The organism is Pseudomonas wadenswilerensis (genome assembly GCF_024749185.1).
Taxonomy (GTDB): domain Bacteria; phylum Pseudomonadota; class Gammaproteobacteria; order Pseudomonadales; family Pseudomonadaceae; genus Aquipseudomonas; species Aquipseudomonas wadenswilerensis.
Window position 1 is genome coordinate 2,271,094 of sequence record NZ_CP087191.1, and the last position, 21,085, is coordinate 2,292,178.

A 21,085-nucleotide genomic window follows, 5' to 3' on the forward strand; every position below is an offset into this window, starting at 1 on the left:
CGCGCTTGCGCGTACAGGTCAACCTGCGCTCACCGTTGTCAGGAAGGCTTAGAACGTGGCTTTGACCTGCAGGCCAAGCACCAGTGCATTGTCGATGTTGTCACCGGAAAACGCCCCCGGCTCGATGATGTATTGCACATCCGGGCGCAAGGTCAGCCAAGGGGTGGCCTGGTAGCCGTAGCTGAGTTCGATCAACTGCTCGGCGCTGTCCAGGTTGGGGTAGGCGACGCCTGCGGCTGCGGCGGCATCTTGCTGCACATCACGGCTGCGCGGGTTCGGCACGGCGCGGCCATAGCCCAGGGCCACGGTGTCGCGCGGGCGACCTTCGAACGGCTTGTACAGCACGACACCTGCGCCATACCACTTGCTGAACGGCGAGGCGGCGGCGCTGGCGGCCGAGTACTGGCCAAAGGCATGCAGGCTGCGCCCCTCGGAACTCGACGAGGTCCATACGGCCTGATCCACCAGCAGGTAATGGCCGTCACGGCCGGACACCTGTTTGTCGCTGCCGATGCGTTTGACATCGGAGCTGTCGTAGTAGTAACCGAGTTTGTACTCACCCGGCAGTGCGCCCGACAGCTTGTACACCAGCTCGACCGGTACCACGGTGCCGGTGGTGTGCTTGGGCCCCAGATGCCAGGCGCGGCTGGAATTGCCGTTGCTTTCGGGGTCGACGTTGAACGCCGCCACGCGCAGTTGCCAGGCCGGCGACAGGTCGTATTTGACCCGCACGCCCAGGTGCGCATTGGGGTAGTTGGTCCAGCCACTGCCGCCGGACATGTTCAGTGGATGGCCACAGAAACCGGCGTTCATGAAGTTGCAGAGAATGCCGCTGTCCAGGCCGCCGAGGTCGTTGCCCATGGCCATGTAACCAAGCTTGACGTTGAGTGCCGGGGTGAACAGGGTGCGCTCATAGCTCAGTTCAGTCAGGCGGGTATAGAGGCCACCGTAGTTTTCCTGGATCGGCAGGCGGTTGCCCACCAGGTCTTCGGAAGCGCTGTTGCCGCGGCGGTCGTTGACCGTCAGCTGGACCTTGCCGCCGTTGTCCAGGCCGTACAGCTTGCCCAGATCAAACTGCACGCCCAGCTTGAGGTTCTGTGAATAGCGCGCCGAGCGGTGCAGGCCGCCATCGGCGTTGTAGGCGGTTTCGCCGCTGTAGTCGCCAGTGAACTTGATGCCCTGTTCGTCGAGCTGGTGGCGCAGGCCGCCCCAGTCGCCGGTCAGGGTGTTGCGGGTCATCAGGTCGTCGGCCAGGGTTGTGGAGCTGGCCAGGGCCAGGAGCAGGGCAGGGGTGATGCGAGAAGCGCGGGGCATTGCGGGGTATTCCTGGGAGGTCGGTAAAAGCCTCATCGCGGGTCAAGCCCGCTCCCACAGAAGCTGTGGGAGCGGGCTTGACCCGCGATTGGGGCGATGCGATTTAAGGCAGCGCGTACGCCATCACATAGTCGCCACGATCAGTCGACTGACGCGCACCACCGGCGGTGATCACCACATACTGCTTGCCGGTTTTCGGCGACACATAGGTCATCGGGCCGCCCTGGCTGCCGACCGGCAGGCGGGCTTTCCACACTTCTTCACCGTTGGCGCTGTTGAAGGCGCGCAGGTAGAAGTCCTGGGTGCCGGCAATGAACACCAGACCGCCCTGGGTCGACAGGGTGCCGCCGAGGGTCGGCAGGCCAACCTTGATCGGCAGGTGCATGCGGATGCCCAGCGGGCCGGTGTCTTCAACGGTGCCGACCGGCACTTGCCAGGCAACCTTCTGGGTCTTCATGTCGATGGCGGTGAGGGTGCCGAACGGCGGTGCCTGGCACGGAATGCCGGCCACCGACAGGAAGCGGTTCTTGTTCACCGCATACGGCGTGCCCTTGAGCGGCACCGCGCCCATGCCGGTGTTCAGCGCTTCACCACCGGAGGCGGCCTGGCCCTTGTTCTGCGACGGGATCATCTGAATCCACAGGCCCAGGCGCATGTCGTTGACGAAGATAAAGCCATGCACCGGGTCGGTGGAGATGCTGCCCCAGTTCATGCCGCCCAGGGAGCCCGGGAAGCTCAGCGACAGGTCGGTACCGGGCGCGGTGTACAGGCCGTCGTAGCGCATCTTCTTGAAGTCGATGCGGCACAGCAACTGGTCGTACGGGGTCGCGCCCCACATGTCCGACTCGGTCAGCTGCTGGGCACCGATCTGCGGCATGCCCACCGATTTAGGCTGGGTCGGCGAGTACGGCTCGCCGGGGATGTTGCCTGGCTTGACCGGGGTCTCGACCACTTCGGTCAGCGGCTTGCCGCTGGCGCGGTCGAGCACGTAGATCTGCCCGGCCTTGGTACCGATGACCAGCGCAGGCACCGACTGGCCGTCGGCCTTGGTGAAATCGATCAGGCTCGGCTGCATCGGCAGGTCGAAGTCCCAGAGGTCGTTGTGCACGGTCTGGTAGACCCACTTCTCTGCACCGCTGCTGGCGTCCAGGGCCAGTACCGAGGCGCCGTACTTGTGGTTCAGCTCGGTACGCTCGACGCCGTAGATGTCGGTGGACGAGCTGCCCATTGGCAGGAACAGGGTGTTCATCGCCGGATCGTAGGACATCGGCGCCCAGCTGTTGGGGGTGCTGCGCACGTAGGTGCTGTCGCCGGTCGGCGCATTGCGGTCTTCAGGGTTGCCCGGGTCGAAGGCCCAGCGCATCTGCCCGCTGATCACGTCGAAGCCACGGATCACGCCACCCGGCATGTCGGTCTGGACGTTGTCGGCGACGCGGCCACCGACCACTACGGTTGTGCCCGCCATCAGCGGCGCCGAGGAGAGCTGGTAGAAGGAGTCCGGAACGTTGCCCAGGCCGGCTTTCAGATCCACCTGACCATTGTTGCCAAAGCCCTGGCAGAACTCGCCGGTGTCGGCGTCGACCGCGATCAGGCGCGCATCGATGGTGTTGGTCAGCAGACGGCGCTGGCAGTTGGCACCGGCCGGCACGCTGGCGGCGATGATCGGCGAACTGTTCGGCTGGGTCGGCTGGGCGATCGGTGCGCTGGCATCGAAGTAGGCCATGCCGCGGCAACGCTGCCAGACCGCCGACCTGGCGTTGATTTCGTTCTTCCACAGCTCTTTGCCAGTGTCGGCATCGAGGGCGATCAGGTTGTTGTGCGGGGTGCAGATGAACACCTTGTTGCCGACCTGCAGCGGGGTCAGCTGGTCTTCGGCGCCGTTGCCGTCGCTGATGGCTACGTCACCGGTGTGGTAGGTCCAGGCCACTTTCAGTTTGTCGACGTTACTGCGGTTGATCTGGTCCAGCGCGGCGAAGCGGCTGCCACCTTCGGTGTTGCCATAGTGGGCCCAGTCTTTTTGCGCCTTGGCCGGGTCGACCGCGGTCAGGCCCGGGCCGTCACCGGTAGGGGCAACGCTTGGATGGGCGACGAGCATATTGCCCGCTGCCACCGCCAGGGCAATTGCAAGCACCGCCGCCAAGCCATAGGCACCTCGGCCGGGCGTGGCGCCAGCGGCACGCTTGAGCAGCGGATAGACCAGCACCACCGCCAGGCCCATCGCGCCGAACATGAACAGGCGCGAGAACAGCGGCCAGAACACCAGGCCGACATCGGCCACGGCCCAGATCGCGGTACCGACCAGGAAGGCGGCGAACAGCCAGGCGCCGGCCAGTTTTCGGCGGGCGATCAGCAGGCCGGAAATGGCCATCAGCAAACCGCCGACCAGGAAGTACCAGGAACCACCCAGGCTGACCAGCTTCACGCCACCGGCGGCGAGCGCAAGGCCGAGCAGGGCGATGATCACCCCCAGGCCAACCAGGATGAATGTTGAGGCGCCAGATACGCGCGGTGTCTGTGTCATATCGAAGAAAACTCGAAGGGGGGTGGTCGAATTTTATACCCTTAGCAAGCTAATTAACAAGTTAGTACATAATTCGCTCGGGTTGGCGCTGTGCCGGGAAACAGCTGAAACGCCCTCTCCCACAGGGGGAGAGGGTGGGTATCAGACTTAGGTATGAGTGATGTCGCGGTCCTTGGTTTCCGGCAGGAAGAAGGTGCCAAGGATCGCCGTCATCACCGCGATGACGATCGGGTACCACAGCCCGTAGTAGATATCGCCGGTGGCGGCGACCATGGCGAAGGCCACGGTCGGCAGGAAGCCGCCGAACCAGCCGTAGACCATGGTCACGTAGATCACCAGGATGGTCAGCAGTAAGACCATCGGGTAGTTGGTCTTGGCCGGGTCGGCTTTTTCCGGGTAGCCAGCATCCTTGAGGGCGGTGCCCAGAGTGGCGATGAAGGCGTCGTTCTGGGCTTTGAAGTCGGCGGCCGGCATGCCGGTGCCTTCAAAACTCTGGATCACCGTGTCGCCGATGCGGATCTGCGCGAGGGTGCCGGGATCAGCGTTCTCGTTGCTGTAGGGGATGGTTTTTTCGCCGGCACGCTCTTGGCCAGGTCGCACGAACTGGTGAATTTGACCTTGCCCTCGGCCTTCATCTTCTGGAACACCGGCGATTCGCTCAGTTGCAGGCGGATGTACACCGAGACGATCAGCAGCAGGATCGACAGCAGGAACGGAATCCGCCAGCCCCAGGCCTCGAAGGCCTCGGTGCCGAGGATAGTGCGGCAGGCGAGGATGCCGCCATGAGTCTTCTCCGTCTTGTGCTTGTAGGCCGGAGTTCCCACTATCCTTAATCGGCAAAGCCACTCACTCAACGATCATCCGGCGCCTGAGGGTTGGCGGCAATCTATCCATCTTGTCTGCATCGAGGTGGCCCCTGCGTACATGAAGCTGTAGCCAGATCACCACGCCGCAGGCCGACCATACCAAGTAACAACGCGACTTGAAGCTTGCAGTGCCCCATAGGTTCTTCTGGCGCTCGAACCAGGGGTTGCCTTGAATTGCCTCAATCAAAAAGGTCGAAATCACGGCTCAAGGCGACGCAGGCATTCATCGCCATTGCAGATAGCATCAACAGAAAAGGCGTTAATAAGAAAACCAGTTGCACGCCGGGCATCCAGGTTCGAGGATCTTCCAGCATGGTCGTTTCCTGTGGGAGCCGGACTTGCCGGCGATGAGGCCAGTTCAACCAGCACATCAGACGCTGACTGGATTACGACCGCTACGCGCTCGATCGCAGGCAAGCCAGCTCCCACGGGTCCGGCGTACTGATCCACTGTAGGAGCGGGCTTGACCCGCGATTGGGCCAGTCCAGCCATCACATTAGGTGTCGCCTGAATTACGTCCAGGCCGGGTTACTGCGAAATCGAACAGCCGATGCGCACAGAACTCACCCAACACAACGGTTACTTCCAGGGCGAGATCATCGGCTCATTCCGCTCAAGGTTTGAGTCAGGATCGTCCTTCGATGGCCTTGCGGATGAGTGTTGGTTAGGGCTAAAACATGCCCAGTTTTATCAGGCCTATACCAACCATCAGCCAGGCGAATCCTACAATTGTCAACCAGGACGAAATGTACATTCGGAGTTTTAGATAAGGTGGGAAATCTGCTACTTCCGCTGGGTCCAATACGCCTTTACGGATACCAAGGCGCGGTCTAAGCATTGCGCCGCAGACACTACCCACGACAAGCGTGCGTGACCTTACGCTGGTGATTCCCCACAAGTTGACTTGCTGATGAAGCCAGGGGCTATTTTCAAGGGCCTTGAGCATGACCTTGAAATGTCGGCTACAAGCGAGATGGACGCCAATGCCTAAGCCAGACAAACACAATACGAAGGGGGCCAGGCCAAAAGCAATTTGAGCCCCTATTGGCCAGGTGCTCAGGTTCATCACGAGTGGGCAATCCATTGCGGGTTCGCTTGACTGCTGCACGGTGGTTTCAATACTTGCTCGCCTGCACCAGCCCTGCGCCAATCATTACCCAGACAAAGACCGCCGCTGAGTAAACCAAATTCCAACGCGACGTAAAGCTGGATGTTCCCTGCGAGCGCTTCTGCGACTCAAACCAGGGGTTGCTCTGAATTGCCGAAATCAGCACAAGGAAATCGCGGCTACAAGCGATATACGCACTCATCATCAACCCGGTCAAACCGACCAGAAAAGGGGAGAGGCCGAAGACAGTTTTCAATGGTAATGGCCAACTGTCGATATGGATCATTCCTGTGCTCCATAGATCAAATCACCCACCCACTCGTGTGGGAGCGGGCTTGACCCGCGATGAGGCCAATACAACCAGCACATCAGGCACTGACTGGATTACGAGCGCTATGAGCTCAATCGCTGGCAAACCCGGCTCTCACAGATTCGGTGCATGCAGAACCATTTATCCGTTGCTGAGTTTCAGCAGCCCTGCACCTGTCATCAGCCAGGCAAAGCCGATGATCGACAACCAGGACGAGATGATCATTTTACGTTTGAGATAGGCTGGGAATACCTGCAGTTCACCTGCATCGAACAGCCCTTTGCGAATGCAGAACCTGGGGTAGAGCATGGCGCCGCTGACTGTGTTTACCAGATACCAGCGTGACCTTAAGCTTGCGTTACCAAAATTGGGGGTTTGGTTCTGAAGCCGCAAGCTGTTTGGCAGTGCCGAGAGCTGATGCAATTGCTCAATACTGCGCAAGGTCGCTTCGACCTGGCGCAAGCCCTTTTCCAGCATGTCCTTGCCAACGCCCATGGCCTGGCTCGCGCCTGCGGACAGCCCGGCAATCTCGGCCTGATGGCGCATCATGAAATTGGCTTCCTCAGCACTCAGTGCAGCCAGGCTTTCGCGCACCTGCGCCGCAGCCGTCATCAGCTCGGCCTCCTCACGGGTGCAGGCACTGGTGATGTCCGGGTCACCAACGACAAAGATTTCCCCCGCCTTGAAGCCACTGGCAAAGGTCGGGTTGAGCCGCTGTAGTCGAGCGATCAGTTGAGGCCCTTGTTGTGCCGTCAGCAAGGCCAGCACCTGGGCACCGGTCATGCTGTGCGGCACGATGTAGAAGCCAGGCTGCAACGTGCCATTGGTGGCGGTCATCGCAGGCGGAGGGGGAAAAACGGCAGATGGCATCCTTGTCATGCACAGGTTCCTTGGGCAAAGAGGCCCGGAACCTAGCACTGGCATTCACGGCTTAACGCACCGCTGGACGGAATGGGAAGCGTCCCACAGTAAAATCGGATTCATCGCCCTGTGGAGCTGGCTTGCCGGCGATGGCCTGGTTCACTCGAACAGCACTTCAGCCGCCATTTGCGGATACTCGGCCTGCAGAGTGGCCAGGCATTTTTGCATCAGCTCGGCGTCCCTCGGCAACTGCCTGGAAAAAGTGTCCCAGCCACTGAGCTTCAACTGTCGAGGCATCTGCACAAGGCCGGTAATCGCATCCCAGAAGGCATCCCAGTTACAGCCATACCAATCGGGAAAGCCGAGGGCATCCCTTAACAGGCAATGCAGCTCCCTGGCGCTTGTCACCTTGCCCAGATCAATCGCCACCACCTGTAAGCGGCTCAATTGAAATGCCCCAGATAGGTGAGCGTGGCGGTGCTTTGTGGTTGCCGCGGATTGGAGTGATCTGGTGAGCGGCGGTCGCCGTAAATCGCGTTGTCGCCGATGATGATGAAGTGACTGAACCCGGCCAGAGACCGGGAACACAACTGCGATTTCTGCGCCTCGTTGGCTACCAGGCTCTGCACATACTCCAGCGATTCATCCAGCTCGACAAAGTCCGAATCCATGAAGAACTCAAGTTCCCGGGCAAGCTGCCAGGTTGGATTGTGATCTTCCCACGCGGCGAACTCGGCAGAACTTGCGTCGGCGGGCGGCTCGGGTTGCCATTGCTCGAAAGCGAACTGGCGAGCGTGCGTTTCGCTCTCGAAGGTGGCGGCGAAGAGGTGGAAGGGGTAGTAGGTTGGATCGTCCATAATCGGCCTTGCTGAGTGTGCTGAACAGGGCTGCAGGTTACCAGTGATCAACGGTTAATTTTTGCCGGGTTCGTAGGTGTAGGTTGGTCCGGGACCTCCCTGTGGAAGGAGCGGAGCTGTGGGGGGCAGCAAATCAAATGTTGTCTGGATTGCGACCGCTACGCGCTCGATCGCAGGCAAGCCAGCTCCCACAGGTCCGGCGTACACAGATCCACTGTAGGAGCGGGCTTGACCCGCGATGAGGCCAGCACAACCAGCACATCAGGCGCTGGCTGGATTACGAGCGCGATGAGCTCAATCGCTGGCAAGCCTAGCTCTCACCGATTCGGTGCATGCAGAACCATTTATCCGTTGCTGGGTTTCAGCAGTCCTGCACCTGTCATCAGCCAGGCAAAACCGACTATCGACAACCAGGACGATGTTTCTGAAGCCACAAGCAGTTAGGCGGTGCCAAGAGCATGACATTGAAGTCACGGCCACAGGTGATCTGGATACTCATCACCAAACCAATCAAGGCTAAGCTACAAAGTTGGCCTCTTCAGCACCGTAATACGGACAAAAAACGCATGCCCCGGACAGATCGCGCAGCGATTCGCCAATCCGGGCTTTTTGCAATATTCAGTTGCAGGTCAGCCCGCAATAGTAGCCAGCCCAACATGACTCCCATGAGGCTGCATCGTGTATCAACGACTGTTGTGTTCACTGTCCGTTTTGAGCCTGTCCATCGCTGCCGCCCAGGCCGCTAGCCCGTCCGCAGAAGGTTCGCTGCTGGATACGCCGCGCCTGGCGCGTATCGACAACTTTCGCGATATCGCCGGCACCACCCACGCTTATTCCACCGCCCACGACGGTACGATGCGCAGCGGCGTATTCTACCGCTCCAATGCGCTGACGCCGTCGGCCGCGGACCTGGCCACGCTCAACGGCTTGGGCATCAAGGCGATCTACGACCTGCGCACCCCGGACGAAATCGCCGCCACCCCCGACACCCTGATCGAGGGGGCGCGCTATCGCAACATCGACATCATCGGCAACAACACCTCTGGCGCCGACATCACCCGCGTCAGCTTCACCAGCGCCGCCGATGCCATTGCCATGATGCAGGAGACCAACCGTGCCTTCGTCAACGATGCCGGTATGCGAGGCCAGTTCACCACATTGTTCAACGAGCTGGCGGCAGGCGATGGCGCGGCGTTGTTCCACTGTACCGCCGGCAAGGACCGCACCGGTTGGACAGCCGCCGTATTGCTGAGTATTGCCGGGGTCGACAGCGCGACGATCATGGAAAACTACCTGGCCACCAACGATTACACCGCCGCGCGCGTGGCGGCGACCCTGGCACATCTGCCGCCGAGCATGGCGGCGATCTATGCGCCGCTGCTGGCGGTCGATGCCAGCTACCTGCAAGCCGGCCTCGACCAGGTCACCGCGCAGTACGGCAGCATGGACAACTACCTCAAGGAGGGCCTGGGCCTGTCCCAGGAGACGATCTACGTACTGCGGGCCAAGATGGTGTCCTACAACAGCCTGCCCGGACAGCTGGGCCTGCTCGGCAACGCTGCGGCCGGCGCGCAGTTGCTGCAGCAGTTGCAGGACAGCAGCCTGTCGGGCACCTACAGCGCCTACAACTACTACCTGCAGTCGGCGATCGATGCCGGTGACCTGGCCGGCGTCGAGTCCAGGGTCGGCGGCCAGGTGCATGCCGACGCTGCCAGTTACCTGTTGCGCCAGGGCGCGCTGCTCGACCGCGCCGCAGCGTCCTACAGCCGCGGCACTGAGCTTAAGGTCGGCCAGTACCGCTTGTGGAGCACAGCCCTGGCCAGCTACCTGGGCACCGATGGCTCAAGCCATGCCGCCAGCAGCAACGAACATAGCGATGGCCTGATGATCGGCCTCACCCAGCGCTTTTCCGAGCAGCTCAGCGGCTACGCCGGCTTTGGCTACAGCCGTGGCAATGTCGGCGGCGCGGGTGGTGAGGCGGACACCGACCTGACCTTCTTCAAGGCCGGTGCGCGCTACGCTCCGGCGGGGCTTGAGCGTGGCCTGTTCGTCGATGCCGGCCTCAGCGCCGGCTGGCTCGACTACGACAGCAAGCGCGAGCTTGGTGCTGGGCTGGGCACGGCCAAAGGCGACAGTCATGGCAACCTCAGCGGTGCCAGCCTGGCCCTGGGCTACCGCATGCCATCAAGCGGCATCACGCTGGAGCCAAGCCTGGGCCTGCGCATCAGTCACCTGGACCTCTCGGGCTTCAACGAAAAAGGCAGCGAACTGGCCCTCGACGTCGACGGTATACAGCAAACCCGGCGCAGCGCATTCGCCAACCTCGATGTTGCATTCAGCGCCATCGATCTGGGTGGCTGGCAACTGGTGCCGGGCGTGCAGGTGGGCTACGAGCATGTGCTGGGCGATCACCAGGTTGACAGCCAGGGTCACCTGCTGGGCCTGGACATCGAACAGCGCGCCGCCTTCGACAACCGCGACCAGTTCACTGCCGGGGTCAACCTGATGGCCAGCCTGGGGGCGCTGAGCTTCGGTGCCGAAGTCGGCGCCAGCAATGGCGGTGACAGCCACGGCGCCAGCGGCAGCCTCAAGGCCAGCTATCTGTTCTGACCGCCAGGCAAATCCGGGCCAGCCCTGCGGCGCTGGCCTGAGCCGTTGCGTACGTCGGCAGGGCTGACGCCGAAGGCACTGTGAAAGTACTGACAGAACCTGCCGACATTGCTGAAGCCAAACTCCAGCGCCACCTCGGTGACCGACGCCGCGTCGCGTTGGCGCAGAGCATGGTGAGCGTGCTCCAGACGCAGCTGGCGCTGGTAGGCGACGATCGACAAACCCATGAAACGCCGAAAACCGTCCTGCAAGGCACGCAGGCTGACGTTGCACAGCCGCGCCAGCTCAGTGCCGCTGACCTGGCTTTGCGGATGGGCCTGGATGTACTCGATGGCCAGCTTCACGTGCCGCGGCGCAATCAACGGCGCCGGGCGCTGCAGGGCCTGGCTGAAGTTGTGCGGCCAGATCTCGAGCAGCGCATCGACGAGCATTTCCTGCAGGCGCGCCGGCATCAGCGCTCCGGCATGCAGCAGCAGGTCGAACTGGCTGCCGGTGGCCAGCTCCACCAGGGCCCTGATGCCCTGCAGGTGGGCCAGGGCCACCACCGGCTCGAAGCACAGCCTGCCAAGAATCGGTTTGCCCAGCAGCGTTGCCAGTCGCTCGGTAAACAATGCCCGGCGGATCGAGATGCCGCATTGGTCGTGGTCATCCATGAAGCGCATCGAGCGCACATCGGCCTTGTCGACCGCCAGGCCCACCTGCCTGAAGCCCGTCGCGTCGCTGCCCGGATTGAGGATCAAGGTACCGGAGGAGGGGATGACGAAGGTGATTTCATCCTGGGATTCGGGAAAGCAGAAGGTGAAGTCACCGCGGTAGTGCATGCGCCGAAAGCTCACGCCATCATGGCGGCCATAGACGCCACCGATGCTGGTGTCGCCGGGCAGCGGCGGGATATCGGCATACAGATTGCCGAACAGGCTGCTGAACAATGCGCCGAAGTCGTCGCTGTGCATGCTGTCGGAGCGCAGGATGATCTGCTTGCGGGTCATGCTTGAGTACACCTTCAGTGTCACCTTGCGTGCGGGGTGTTCCGGGGTTGGAAAGCATCAAGAGGTTAGCAGCTGGGCGTGACAAGTGCGTGACCTCAGCGGGGAGAACAGTATGGGTTATCCAGGGGGCAGGCCAACCACCCGTCGGACATCATGCACTTTTGCCACCACCCCCTGGCCGGTCCGGTTTTCCCTGCTTTACTGATCAGGGCTGCCAGGCAGGCAGCTATGCGCCCAGGGAGGGTTTCATACCCGTTGCACCTCGGCGAACCTTGCCCATTGGGCATGGCCGTGCCGGACCGCAGCGTCTTCGCCGCAGGCAATCTGCGCGTGACGCCATCACGGAGGTCGCAACGCCGTTCGCCTACATCCAACTGCGCGCCAAGGAAGTCGCCCGCCAGAAACAGCCCACGCGCTTGTTTCCACTCATTGTTTGCAATGGAGGCACCATGACTGACTCACTACAAGCACCCGTAATAGGACTCTTCCCCGTGTCCTACATCATCGGCACCGATGCACCCGGCGCCCAGCGCCTGGTGCTCGACCTGCTGGTTCATCCGTCTGACCGCACCCTGCGCGGCACCGCCCATCTCACCCAGTCCACCAACCCGCCGCTGGACCAGCACCTGGACGTGTGGGGCACCTACAGCTATCAGCTGTTCCTGCCGCCAAGCCCAAGCAATATCCTCATCACGTTGCAGGGCAACCATGGCGGCAAAACTGCCAACTCGCCGATCATCTTCAGCCTCAAACTCGCGGTGGGCTCGGACTGGCAGAAAGGCCAGGCCGGTTACCGCTACTTGAACAGCCAGGGGCAATGGATCGTGGTCGAAGCGCCAGCGCACCGGGAAGACACCCGCATCAAGGCTTTCGGTGATGTCGGCATCCAGGCACTGCTACACGCCACCACCCTGGAGGCGGCCATTGCCACCGGCGATGTCGATCATCTCAAGGCCCTGGCTACCGGTGACGCAGGCGCTGCCCTGAACACCGCCATCGATTCGACCAAGAGCACTTCCGGCAAAGCCGGCAAATCCAGCCGCGCCTGAACAGACAAGGAGTCGCACCATGCCCGCAATCGGACTGTTCCACACCCGTCTCAATGTGCGTACCGGCCTGCTCGGTGCTCCCGTCCTGACCCTCGATCTGTTGGTCAATACCGTGCAGAAGAAGATCACCGGCGTAGCCAGTATCTTTGCTGCCACCTATCCACCGCTGAACTTCCATGCCGATGTCTGGGGGGACTATTCCGACCTCAAGCTCGGCCTCAAAGGTGATGGCCATATCGTGCTCAACCTGACCGGCAGCCCCAGCGGTCCGTTCAGCACCCTGGAGCAGACCTTCCATCTGCACGGGATCCTCAGCGCCAACTGGGCCAGCGGTACCGCCAGCTATCGCTACCTGCGCCTGGACGGCGGAGGGTGGCAGGTGGTGCCCCATGCCAACGTGCGCCAGGCACCGACCGAGACTCACCAGAGCCAGAAGGATGTCAGCGAACGTAGCCGCAGCCGCCTGCAGGCAGCGATTGGTCAGCTGGAAAACGCGTAGACGCGCGTGAGAAGCGGGCGGCCCGGAAGACCGGGCTGCCTTTCTCGTGCTTGCAAAGGTTGTGGGATTTAGGCTAGATCGACGTTGAATCTGTTTCGCTGCCAGGGTCGATCTATGCCGCTGAGCTTTCACAAGATGCACGCCAATGGCGATGACTTCGTTATCGTCGACGCGCGGAACGCAGCCAACCCGATCACTGGCGACATTGCCCGGCGACTGGGGGATCGCAGCCACGGTATCGGCTTCAATCAGCTCGCGGTGCTGCTCGATTGTGATGATGCCCAGGCGCGCCTGCTGTTCTGGAATGCCGATGGCTCCCCGCTGGACGTTTGCGGCAGCGCAACCCGGGGCGCTGCGGACAGGTTGATGCACGAAGCGAACACCACGTCGCTAACCTTGCGCTCCAACCGTGGGCTTCTGACGTGCGAACGAACGGCAACGGGCGCCATTGCCGTCAGCATGGGCGTGCCGCTGTTCGGCTGGTCGGATGTTCCGCTGGCTGACGCAATGGATACGGCTGTATTGCCACTGGCTGGAGGCCCCAGCGCCTGCAGCATGGGCAACCCGCACTGCAGCTTTTTTGTCGATGATCTGGCGGCCATTGACCTGGCGGCTATCGGCCCGGGCATCGAGACCCATCCGCTGTTCCCCAACCGGACCAATGTGCATTTCGTCCAGGTCATTGACCGAGCGCACATTCGCTTGCGCATCTGGGAGCGTTGGGGCGGCATTGCATTGGGTTCGGGGTCCTGCTCCTGTGGTGCGGTGGTCAACGGCATCCGTCGCGGCCTGCTGGACCCTTGCGTTGAGGTGGAATGCGATGGCGGGACCGTCACTGTGCAATGGGATGGCGAGGGCCCGGTCTTTCTCACCGGGCCGGTGGCCTTGAGCTATTCGGGCGTAGTTGCAGATGGCCTGTTACCGGCCGGCTTCGTCGGTAGCTGAGCCTCACGCAAGCCCCTCACAGCTGGATATCTATCACAACCGGGCAATGGTCCGATATCGCCAATGCAGCGACGGGGTACTGCGGTGGCTTTGCAGGAAGGGAGCCGCCCATGTTGCCGATTGGAACCTTGTAAGTCGACTGGACACTATTGGCCAGCGTCTCAGATACAAGGATGTGGTCCAGGCCAACCGGGTTTCGGCAGCCCAGCCCATCAGCAGCAGTCAGTGCCTTGCGCTGCGCCTGGGACAGTTTGGAGGTTTTTGCCGACTCGCACGCAGCCTTTACTGATGGGGCTCCAGGACACACTGCTGACAGAAGTCTGGCCTTCGACCCTGCGGGTGCTCCGTCATTGATTTCCAAGAACAGATTGCGCGTTGATACCGTGGCGGCCCGGCTCTTTGTCAAATCGGTCTCTCCGTCGCTTCGCAGTGGCTCTGCGCCCGCCAGTTTGTTGGCTTCGTGCCAAAGATTACGGTTGAAATCGCCAAGTACAACGAAGCCATCCACGTTCAACGGCAGTGTTTCGAATGCGACTTCAAGTGGGCCTACCTGCTGCTGCAAAACAGGACATGGGTCGTCGGCTCCCTTGTCGCCGTCGAGACGATCACCTTCCAGCGGTGTGACACACCCGGATTTGAGATGGACCGTCAAAAAGCGAACCCGTTTGCCGCCCAGATTCAACGTGACGGTATACCCCGGTCGTACCTGTTTGGTCGCTGGACGATCGGGCAGGGACAGCTCTACCAGGTCGGTGCATGCCTCGACGGCCTCGCCCAACGACCTTTTCCAGGCAAACGCCAGGCGTTGTATCTTGTAGGCACCCTCGAAGGAGCAGACGTTGTAGTCTGCTGCGGCGTCGCCAAGCGCTTCGCGAACACTTTGTGCTCCGGAAACTTCCTGGAAAGCAATGACGTCCGGCTTGATCTCGGCAGACATCAATCTGGCTATTTGCGCCAAGCGTTTGGCATAGGCTTCAGGCGTAACTTCCACGACCTGATGAGTTGCAGTCATGTAGACCGCGCAGGGCGGCATTCTGGCAAGGTCCACCCCTTCGAGTGAAGCACGTGACTCGCTGATGTCCCATCCACGCTTGGCCTGCGGTGTACCGACGGGTACCAGCTTCCAATCACCTTGAGCGTCTTTCGCGTAGGTTTTTGAGCACTGTGCAATCCAGGTTGGCAGCTCTTGTTCAGCGATATGCCAGCCAAGGTTCCACGTGGCAATTCGAAAGCTATCGCCTTGTGCGACAGACGAACCAAACAACATTGCGCTGAACACGACGAGCTTCCAGGCCGGGTACATTCGATGCTCCTTCTCAAAGAGATCATGTTGGGGCCATAGCTGGCAGAGAGCCATAATTCATGGGTATAGACTGCATCCAGATTCACGGCAAACACCGTTGAGCTTATTGGCCTTCCCGAGAATAGGTTTTTACATGCTTGGCAAAGCCGATCTTGATCGCTACCAACACGGGCGCCGCCACGGCAAACAGCAGCGTCACGGCCATGAACGCACTGTCGAAGGCAATCACCTGGGCCTGCCCGGACAGCGCCCGCCCCAGCAAATTTGTCGCCGCCCGCGCCGCCGCTGCATCCATGCCTTTATCCATCAGCAACGCCGTGCTGCTGGTCAAACGCTCCATCATCGCCGCGCTGCCGGGCGTGACACGGGTGCCGAGCACCACGGCATTGGTCGCGACGTCATGCTCGATCAGGGTCTGCAACCCGGCCACCCCCATCAGCCCGCCTAACTGCCGCCCGGCATTGAACAGGCCAATGCCGGCCGCCAGGTTGCGGCTGTTGAGGTGCGTGAAGGCAATCAGGGTGATCGACAAAAACAGAAAACCCAAGCCCAGCCCGCGCAATACAATGGCCGCCATCATGTCTGCGCTGCCGCTTTCGCTGGTCGAGCCAGACAGCATCCACATGGCGATCATGATCAGCCCGATGCCAAAGGGCACCGTGGCAAACGGCGGCACCCCACGTGCCTGCATGAGGTAGGCCGAAACCAGCAGCGCACCCACGAAAAACGCGCCACTGGGCAACAGCAACAAACCGGCACTCGTCGGGGTAAAGCCCAGCACCGACAAGGCAAATGCCGGGATCAGGTACGCACTGCCAAACAAGGCCGCACCGGCGACAAAACTGACGATAAAGGCGAAGGCAAAATCGCTCGATTGGAACAGGCTGAAGTCGAGCAGACCTCGACCCTTGGCCAGCACTTGCCGACCGAGAAACACCAGCAGCGCCGCTGTGCCAATCACCGTCAGCCAGCGGATGCGAGGTTCCTCGAACCAGTCCCAGCGGCTGCCCTGGCTGAGCACATAGGTAAAGCACAACAGCGCAGTGGCGAGGAAAAACAAGCCAAGCCAGTCAAACGGTAGCTGTCGGGCTTTGGCCGGCTTCGGCACGTCGGCGAGCAGCACAAGCCCACCGGCCAGCAGCGCCAGCGGCAAGACGCTGAAGAAGATCCAGGTCCACGACTGGCTGTCCAGCAACCAGCCATGCAGGGCCGGGGCGAGGGTAGCCGGGGCAACCACGGCGCCCATGGCGAACAGCGCTTGAATGAGCGGTTGCCAGGCGCGCGGGTAGGCCCGAAACAGGATCATCTGACCGCCGACCAGCAGCGTGCCGCCGGCAAAACCCTGCGCCACCCGCAACGCAGTCAGCAGCTGCAGTTGCGTGGTGTAAACCGCGATCGCGCAAGCCAGGCCCATGGCCAGGGTCGCACCGATGACCACCTGCCGGGGATTGAAGCGCCTGAGCAGCCAGGCGGCGCTCATGAAACCGATCAGTTTGAACCCGGTGTAGCCGATATCCAGCCAGGCGAACTCATCGGGCGTGGCATAGGTGTCGCCGATGATGTCGCCGCGGCCCAGCGCCAGTACGGTACTGGCGATGGCCTCGGTCAGGGTGGCGAGCAGTATGCCGACCACCAGCAGGCTAGCGCCGCCGCGCTTCACGAGCCACCGCCATGGGCCACCTCGACCCGCGCCGACAGGCCCGGCACGATACGCCCGGGCAGGGGGTTATGGGCCAGGCGGATCTTCACCGGCACACGCTGCACGACCCGGACGAAATTGCCGGTGGCGTTGTCGGCCGGCAGCAGGCTGAACGCCGAACCGCTGCCGGGGGCAAAGCTGTCGACCACGCCTTCCAGCACGTCGTCGGGGTAGCCGTCGACGGTGATACGCACGCGCTGGCCAGGGTGGATCGGCTCAAGCTGGGTTTCCTTGAAATTGGCCACCACCCACACATCGTTGACCGGCACGATATCGAGCAAGGCCACGCCGGTGGTCACAAAGCGCCCGACCCGCACCTGGCGGTTGCCGACCACGCCATCCACCGGGGCACGCACCACCGTGCTGTCCAGGTCGATCCGCGCCAGGTCCCGCGCGGCCTGGGCCTGGGCCACGGCAGCAACGGCGGCTTGACGCTGGGCGAGCAGCACGGCGATGTGCTGCTGTTGCGCGTCCACCGAGGCCGAGGCGGCAGACACCGTCGCCGCGGCCTTTGATTGCGCCGCGCCGGTTTCATCGACCAGGGCCTGGCTGACGGCGTTGCTGACGATCAGCTTGCGGCTGCGGTCGTGGGTTTTGCTCGCCAGGTTCATTTCGGCGGCGGCCGAGCGCCGCTGGGCCTCGGCCTGGCGAATCAGTGCGCGTTGCAGCTGGGTCTGCGCATCGACATGGCTCAGGCGTGCCTGGGCCGCGTTGTAGTTGGCCTCGGCCTGGTCGAGGTGAGCGCGGTAGTCCTGGTCGTCGATGCGAAACAGCACGTCACCGGCGCGCACGCTCTGGTTGTCCCGGACCTGGACCGCGGTTACGTAGCCGGCCACCTTGGCCGCTAGCGAGGTGACGTCGCCGCGCACATAGGCGTTGTCGGTGGAGGTGCTGGCGCCGCTGAACCCTGCAGCCCAGCCAGCCAGCAACACCGCCAGGGCACTGGCGCAAAGCAGCAGGCCGACGACCTTGCGCTTGCCGCGCCGTGGCGCTGTCGGTGCTGCCTCGACGTCGGGGGAGGGCTCGAGCGCGTTCATGATGGGTGTCCTGTTCAATGCCGGCGCCTGCGGCAGCCGAAGCTGCCGAGGGTCGCCTGGCGTGGTTACTTGTTAACGGGCTTGACCAGCTCCTGCTCGCTGCTGTCGAGCACGAACACCGCCAGCAAACGGGCCGGCTCGGTGCTGCTGGCATTAGCGCTGACTGCATGAAAGGCGCCGGGCTCCTCGACGAAATGCTCCCCGGCCTTGTAGACCTTCTCCGGGTCGTCGCCGACCTTGCTGCGCACCGCGCCTTCGAGCACCGTGGCGTAGATGAACGCCGACTTCGGATGCAGGTGCGCCGGTGATGCGCCGCCTGGCGCGTATTCCACCAGCACGCCCTTCATGCTCTTGCCTGGCACATTGGGCAGGGCGCGGTCGAACACCACACTGACCTTGCCCGGTTGCGGTTCGCCAGCCCAGGCGCTGGTGATTGAAAAACTGGCAAAGGCGGCGGCGAGAACCAATCGGCTAAACATGGCAATGCTCCTTCAATGAGTGGGTGAGCGTGTCTCAGTGCGGTGCCTGGGGGGTGGATTGCGCCAGCCAGTCCTCGAAGCGGATCGCACCCAGGCGCGGGTTGCTGCCGGGGGTCAGCGACTGGTCGTCGAGCACATCGCCGAAGTAGCGCGCGTGTACATCCGGCACCACCTTGCGGGTGTCGTCGGTGGCGCGGAACAAACGCCGCACCAGCTCATCCAGCGGCAGGGCTTCGGGGCCGGCGACTTCCACGGTGGCGTTGAGCGGCGCCGCCAGGGCCACATCGGTGAGCGCCGCAGCGACGTCATCGGAAGCCATGGGCTGGATCAGCGCCGGTGACAGGCGCACTTCGTCGCCAACCATGGCCGCCTGGGCAATGCCGCCGACAAACTCGAAGAACTGCGTGGCGCGCAGCAGGGTGAAGGGCTGGCCGGACGCCTTGATCAGGTTCTCCTGGGCGACCTTGGCACGAAAGTAGCCGTTGGCCGGCAGCCGCTCGCTGCCGACGATCGACAGCGCCACATGATGGCCGACGCCGGCAGCGGCTTCGGCGGCCAGCAGATTACGGGTGGAGGTTTCAAAGAACTCCAGCACCGCCTGGTCTTCCCACGATGGCGCGTTGGCCACATCGACCACCACCTGGGCGCCATCCATCGCCTCGGCCAGGCCTTCGCGGGTAATGCTGTTGACCCCGGTGTTGGGCGAGGCGGCGACGGCGTCATGGCCGCGCTCGCGCAGGTTTTTCACCAGTTTCGATCCGATGAGGCCGGTGCCTCCGATGACGACGATTTTCATGGGGACTCTCCGCTTGCCGACGGCAACCATTGCTGTCGATGGGCTCAAGCGTGCCAGCGGCGCCGGGGCAAGTCCTTGCAGCAGGCGTGGATTTGCCTTGGCATTGGCGTGGATTTATGTCCAAAGCCTCCAACCTGCGCCGACCCGCCCGCTGGACGGTGCAGCCGGCCACGGCCTGCCGTATGATCGAAACCACGACCAATCGCCAGCTCGGACACGGAGTCGGGGGCGCTCGACCCAGGGGATAGCCACCGTGCAATTCGTGTTTGAAGACTACGTGCTCGACCAGCAGCGCCGGGAGCTGACCCAGCGCGGCCAGGTCGTGGCCATCGGCCCGCAGGTGTTCGACCTGTTGCTGCTGCTGGTCAGCAACCACGAACGGGTGGTCAGCAAGGACGACCTGCTGCAGGCGGTATGGAGCGGGCGCATCGTCTCCGAATCGACCATCACCAGCCACATCAACGCCGTGCGCAAGGCCATCGGCGACACCGGCGAGCAGCAGCGCCTGGTGCGCACCGTGCCGCGCAAGGGCTACCGCTTCACAGGCGTGATCAGCCGTTGCGAGGGCCTGGCCGACGAGCCGGCACTGTCAGCCGAACCACTGCCGGCGCCAGCCGCCATACTGAACCTGCCAGACAAACCGTCGATCACCGTGCTGCCGTTCCACAACCTCAGCGGCGACCCCGAGCAGGACTACTTCGCCGACGGCATGGTCGAAGACATCATCGCTGCCTTGTCGCGACTGCGCTGGCTGTTCGTCATCGCCCGCAACACCAGTTTTACCTACAAGGGCAGGGCGGTGGACGTGCAGGGTATCGGCCAGGAGCTGGGTGTGCGCTACGTGCTTGAAGGCAGCGTGCGCAAGGCCGGCAACAAGGTGCGTATCACCGGCCAGTTGATTGATGCCAGCAGCGGCACGCATCTGTGGGCCGAGCGCTTCGAAGGCCTGCTCGACGACATTTTCGACCTGCAGGACCGCATTGCCGAAAGCGTGGTCGGCGCCATTGCCCCACAGCTGGAACGGGCCGAAATCGAGCGGGCCAAGCGCAAACCCACCGACAGCCTCGATGCCTACGACTACTACCTGCGTGGTACGGCCAAGCTGCATAACGGCACCCGCGAAGCCATCGAACAGGCCCTGGCGCTGTTCTACCGGGCTATCGAACTGGACCCGGAATTCGCCTCGGCCTACGGCATGGCCGCCTGGTGCCACTTCTGGCGCAAGATCAATGGCTGGATGAGCGATCGCCCGCGGGAGATCGCCGAAGGCACGCGGCTGGCGCGCCTGGCCGTGGTGCTTGGCCGCGACGACGCCGTGGCCCTGACCCGTGGTGGCCATGCCCTGGCGCACCTGGCGGGCGATGTCGACAGCGGCATCGCCTTGCTCGACCGCGCCCGGCTGCTCAACCCCAACCTGGCGCCGGCCTGGTACCTGGGCGGTATTTTGCGTGCCCTGCGCGGCGAAACCGAGGCGGCCATCGACAACCTCAACCATGCCGTGCGCCTGAGCCCGCTGGACCCGGAGATGTTTCGCATGCAGGTGGGCATGGCCCTGGCGCACTTTTTTGCCGGGCGCTTCGACATCGCCGCCAGCTGGGCCGAAAAGGCCCTGGGTAACCTGCCCAGCCTGCTGCCAGCTGCGGCCCTGCTGGCGGCCAGCTATGCCCACGCCGGCCGGCAGGACAAAGTCGAGCAGGCGCTGCAGCGCCTGCGGGCGATGGACCCGACCTTGCGGGTGTCGCGGCTCAAGGAATGGCTGCCGATCCAGCAGGGCGAGGATTTCGAGCGGTTTGCCCAGGGGCTGCGCCTGGCGGGTTTGCCCGAGTAATTGCGCCCGGCACA

Annotated in this window: 18 protein-coding genes and 1 pseudogene; 5 read left to right on the forward strand and 14 right to left on the reverse strand. The window is 62.7% G+C overall.

The features are described 5' to 3' along the window. Positions 1 to 48: 48 nt before the first annotated feature. From LOY45_RS10595 to LOY45_RS10630, 8 genes and pseudogenes are all read right to left on the reverse strand, one after another. Positions 49 to 1,314: a carbohydrate porin gene (locus LOY45_RS10595; RefSeq protein ID WP_134062234.1), complete on the reverse strand. Its 1,266-nt coding sequence runs from the start codon at positions 1,312 to 1,314 to the stop codon at positions 49 to 51. 103 nt (positions 1,315 to 1,417) lie between these two features. Continuing rightward, positions 1,418 to 3,835, reverse strand: coding sequence for a glucose/quinate/shikimate family membrane-bound PQQ-dependent dehydrogenase (locus LOY45_RS10600; protein WP_258579098.1), 2,418 nt, complete (start codon positions 3,833 to 3,835; stop codon positions 1,418 to 1,420). 147 nt (positions 3,836 to 3,982) lie between these two features. Beyond that, positions 3,983 to 4,611, reverse strand: a pseudogene (locus tag LOY45_RS10605) (MFS transporter); the annotation flags it as partial. Positions 4,612 to 4,880: 269 nt separating this feature from the next. Beyond that, complete coding sequence (locus tag LOY45_RS10610) at positions 4,881 to 5,015, reverse strand: hypothetical protein (RefSeq protein ID WP_258579099.1); 135 nt, start codon at positions 5,013 to 5,015, stop codon at positions 4,881 to 4,883. A gap of 801 nt (positions 5,016 to 5,816) precedes the next feature. Beyond that, on the reverse strand, positions 5,817 to 6,095 hold the full coding sequence (locus LOY45_RS10615) for a hypothetical protein (protein WP_115087384.1): 279 nt from the start codon (positions 6,093 to 6,095) through the stop codon (positions 5,817 to 5,819). Between the two features lie 165 nt (positions 6,096 to 6,260). Further along, positions 6,261 to 6,902: a hypothetical protein gene (locus LOY45_RS10620; RefSeq protein ID WP_258579100.1), complete on the reverse strand. Its 642-nt coding sequence runs from the start codon at positions 6,900 to 6,902 to the stop codon at positions 6,261 to 6,263. Between the two features lie 237 nt (positions 6,903 to 7,139). Next, complete coding sequence (locus LOY45_RS10625; protein WP_115087382.1) at positions 7,140 to 7,427, reverse strand: barstar family protein; 288 nt, start codon at positions 7,425 to 7,427, stop codon at positions 7,140 to 7,142. Continuing rightward, positions 7,424 to 7,837: a hypothetical protein gene (locus LOY45_RS10630; RefSeq protein WP_115087380.1), complete on the reverse strand. Its 414-nt coding sequence runs from the start codon at positions 7,835 to 7,837 to the stop codon at positions 7,424 to 7,426. The genes LOY45_RS10625 and LOY45_RS10630 overlap by 4 nt, the downstream gene beginning before the upstream one ends. 678 nt (positions 7,838 to 8,515) lie before the next feature. On the opposite strand from LOY45_RS10630, the gene LOY45_RS10635 reads away from it, so the two are divergent. After that, the gene (locus LOY45_RS10635; RefSeq protein ID WP_258579101.1) at positions 8,516 to 10,447 is read left to right on the forward strand and encodes a tyrosine-protein phosphatase; all 1,932 of its coding nucleotides are present in this window, start codon (positions 8,516 to 8,518) and stop codon (positions 10,445 to 10,447) included. On the opposite strand, the gene LOY45_RS10640 is transcribed toward LOY45_RS10635, so the two are convergent. Then, the gene (locus LOY45_RS10640; RefSeq protein ID WP_420832714.1) at positions 10,435 to 11,436 is read right to left on the reverse strand and encodes an AraC family transcriptional regulator; all 1,002 of its coding nucleotides are present in this window, start codon (positions 11,434 to 11,436) and stop codon (positions 10,435 to 10,437) included. The two genes, LOY45_RS10635 and LOY45_RS10640, sit on opposite strands and share 13 nt — an antisense overlap. Before the next feature lie 491 nt (positions 11,437 to 11,927). Between LOY45_RS10640 and LOY45_RS10645 the strand changes: the two genes are divergently transcribed. The 3 genes from LOY45_RS10645 to dapF all read left to right on the forward strand — a co-directional run bounded on the left by LOY45_RS10645 (position 11,928) and on the right by dapF (position 13,929). Further along, entirely contained in the window at positions 11,928 to 12,485 is a 558-nt protein-coding gene (locus tag LOY45_RS10645) for a DUF1842 domain-containing protein (protein ID WP_258579103.1), read from the forward strand. Between the two features lie 19 nt (positions 12,486 to 12,504). Continuing rightward, entirely contained in the window at positions 12,505 to 12,984 is a 480-nt protein-coding gene (locus LOY45_RS10650; protein WP_115087372.1) for a DUF1842 domain-containing protein, read from the forward strand. A gap of 114 nt (positions 12,985 to 13,098) precedes the next feature. Further along, positions 13,099 to 13,929: a diaminopimelate epimerase gene (gene dapF / locus LOY45_RS10655; RefSeq protein WP_258579104.1), complete on the forward strand. Its 831-nt coding sequence runs from the start codon at positions 13,099 to 13,101 to the stop codon at positions 13,927 to 13,929. A 16-nt stretch (positions 13,930 to 13,945) separates the two neighbouring features. Here the strand turns inward: dapF and LOY45_RS10660 are convergent, their stop codons facing one another. The 5 genes from LOY45_RS10660 to LOY45_RS10680 form a co-directional block, all read right to left on the reverse strand. Beyond that, positions 13,946 to 15,232, reverse strand: a complete 1,287-nt coding sequence (locus LOY45_RS10660) for an endonuclease/exonuclease/phosphatase family protein (protein ID WP_166675678.1) — start codon at positions 15,230 to 15,232, stop codon at positions 13,946 to 13,948. 103 nt (positions 15,233 to 15,335) lie between these two features. Further along, positions 15,336 to 16,892: an MFS transporter gene (locus LOY45_RS10665; RefSeq protein WP_258579105.1), complete on the reverse strand. Its 1,557-nt coding sequence runs from the start codon at positions 16,890 to 16,892 to the stop codon at positions 15,336 to 15,338. Beyond that, positions 16,889 to 17,968: an HlyD family secretion protein gene (locus LOY45_RS10670; RefSeq protein ID WP_258579106.1), complete on the reverse strand. Its 1,080-nt coding sequence runs from the start codon at positions 17,966 to 17,968 to the stop codon at positions 16,889 to 16,891. The genes LOY45_RS10665 and LOY45_RS10670 overlap by 4 nt, the downstream gene beginning before the upstream one ends. A 65-nt stretch (positions 17,969 to 18,033) precedes the next feature. Continuing rightward, on the reverse strand, positions 18,034 to 18,447 hold the full coding sequence (locus tag LOY45_RS10675; RefSeq protein ID WP_258579107.1) for a cupin domain-containing protein: 414 nt from the start codon (positions 18,445 to 18,447) through the stop codon (positions 18,034 to 18,036). Between the two features lie 34 nt (positions 18,448 to 18,481). Continuing rightward, positions 18,482 to 19,243 (reverse strand): SDR family oxidoreductase, encoded by a 762-nt coding sequence (locus LOY45_RS10680; protein ID WP_134062260.1) that lies wholly within the window; start codon positions 19,241 to 19,243, stop codon positions 18,482 to 18,484. Between the two features lie 253 nt (positions 19,244 to 19,496). Between LOY45_RS10680 and LOY45_RS10685 the strand changes: the two genes are divergently transcribed. After that, positions 19,497 to 21,071, forward strand: a complete 1,575-nt coding sequence (locus LOY45_RS10685) for a winged helix-turn-helix domain-containing tetratricopeptide repeat protein (RefSeq protein ID WP_134062262.1) — start codon at positions 19,497 to 19,499, stop codon at positions 21,069 to 21,071. Positions 21,072 to 21,085 lie beyond the last annotated feature (14 nt).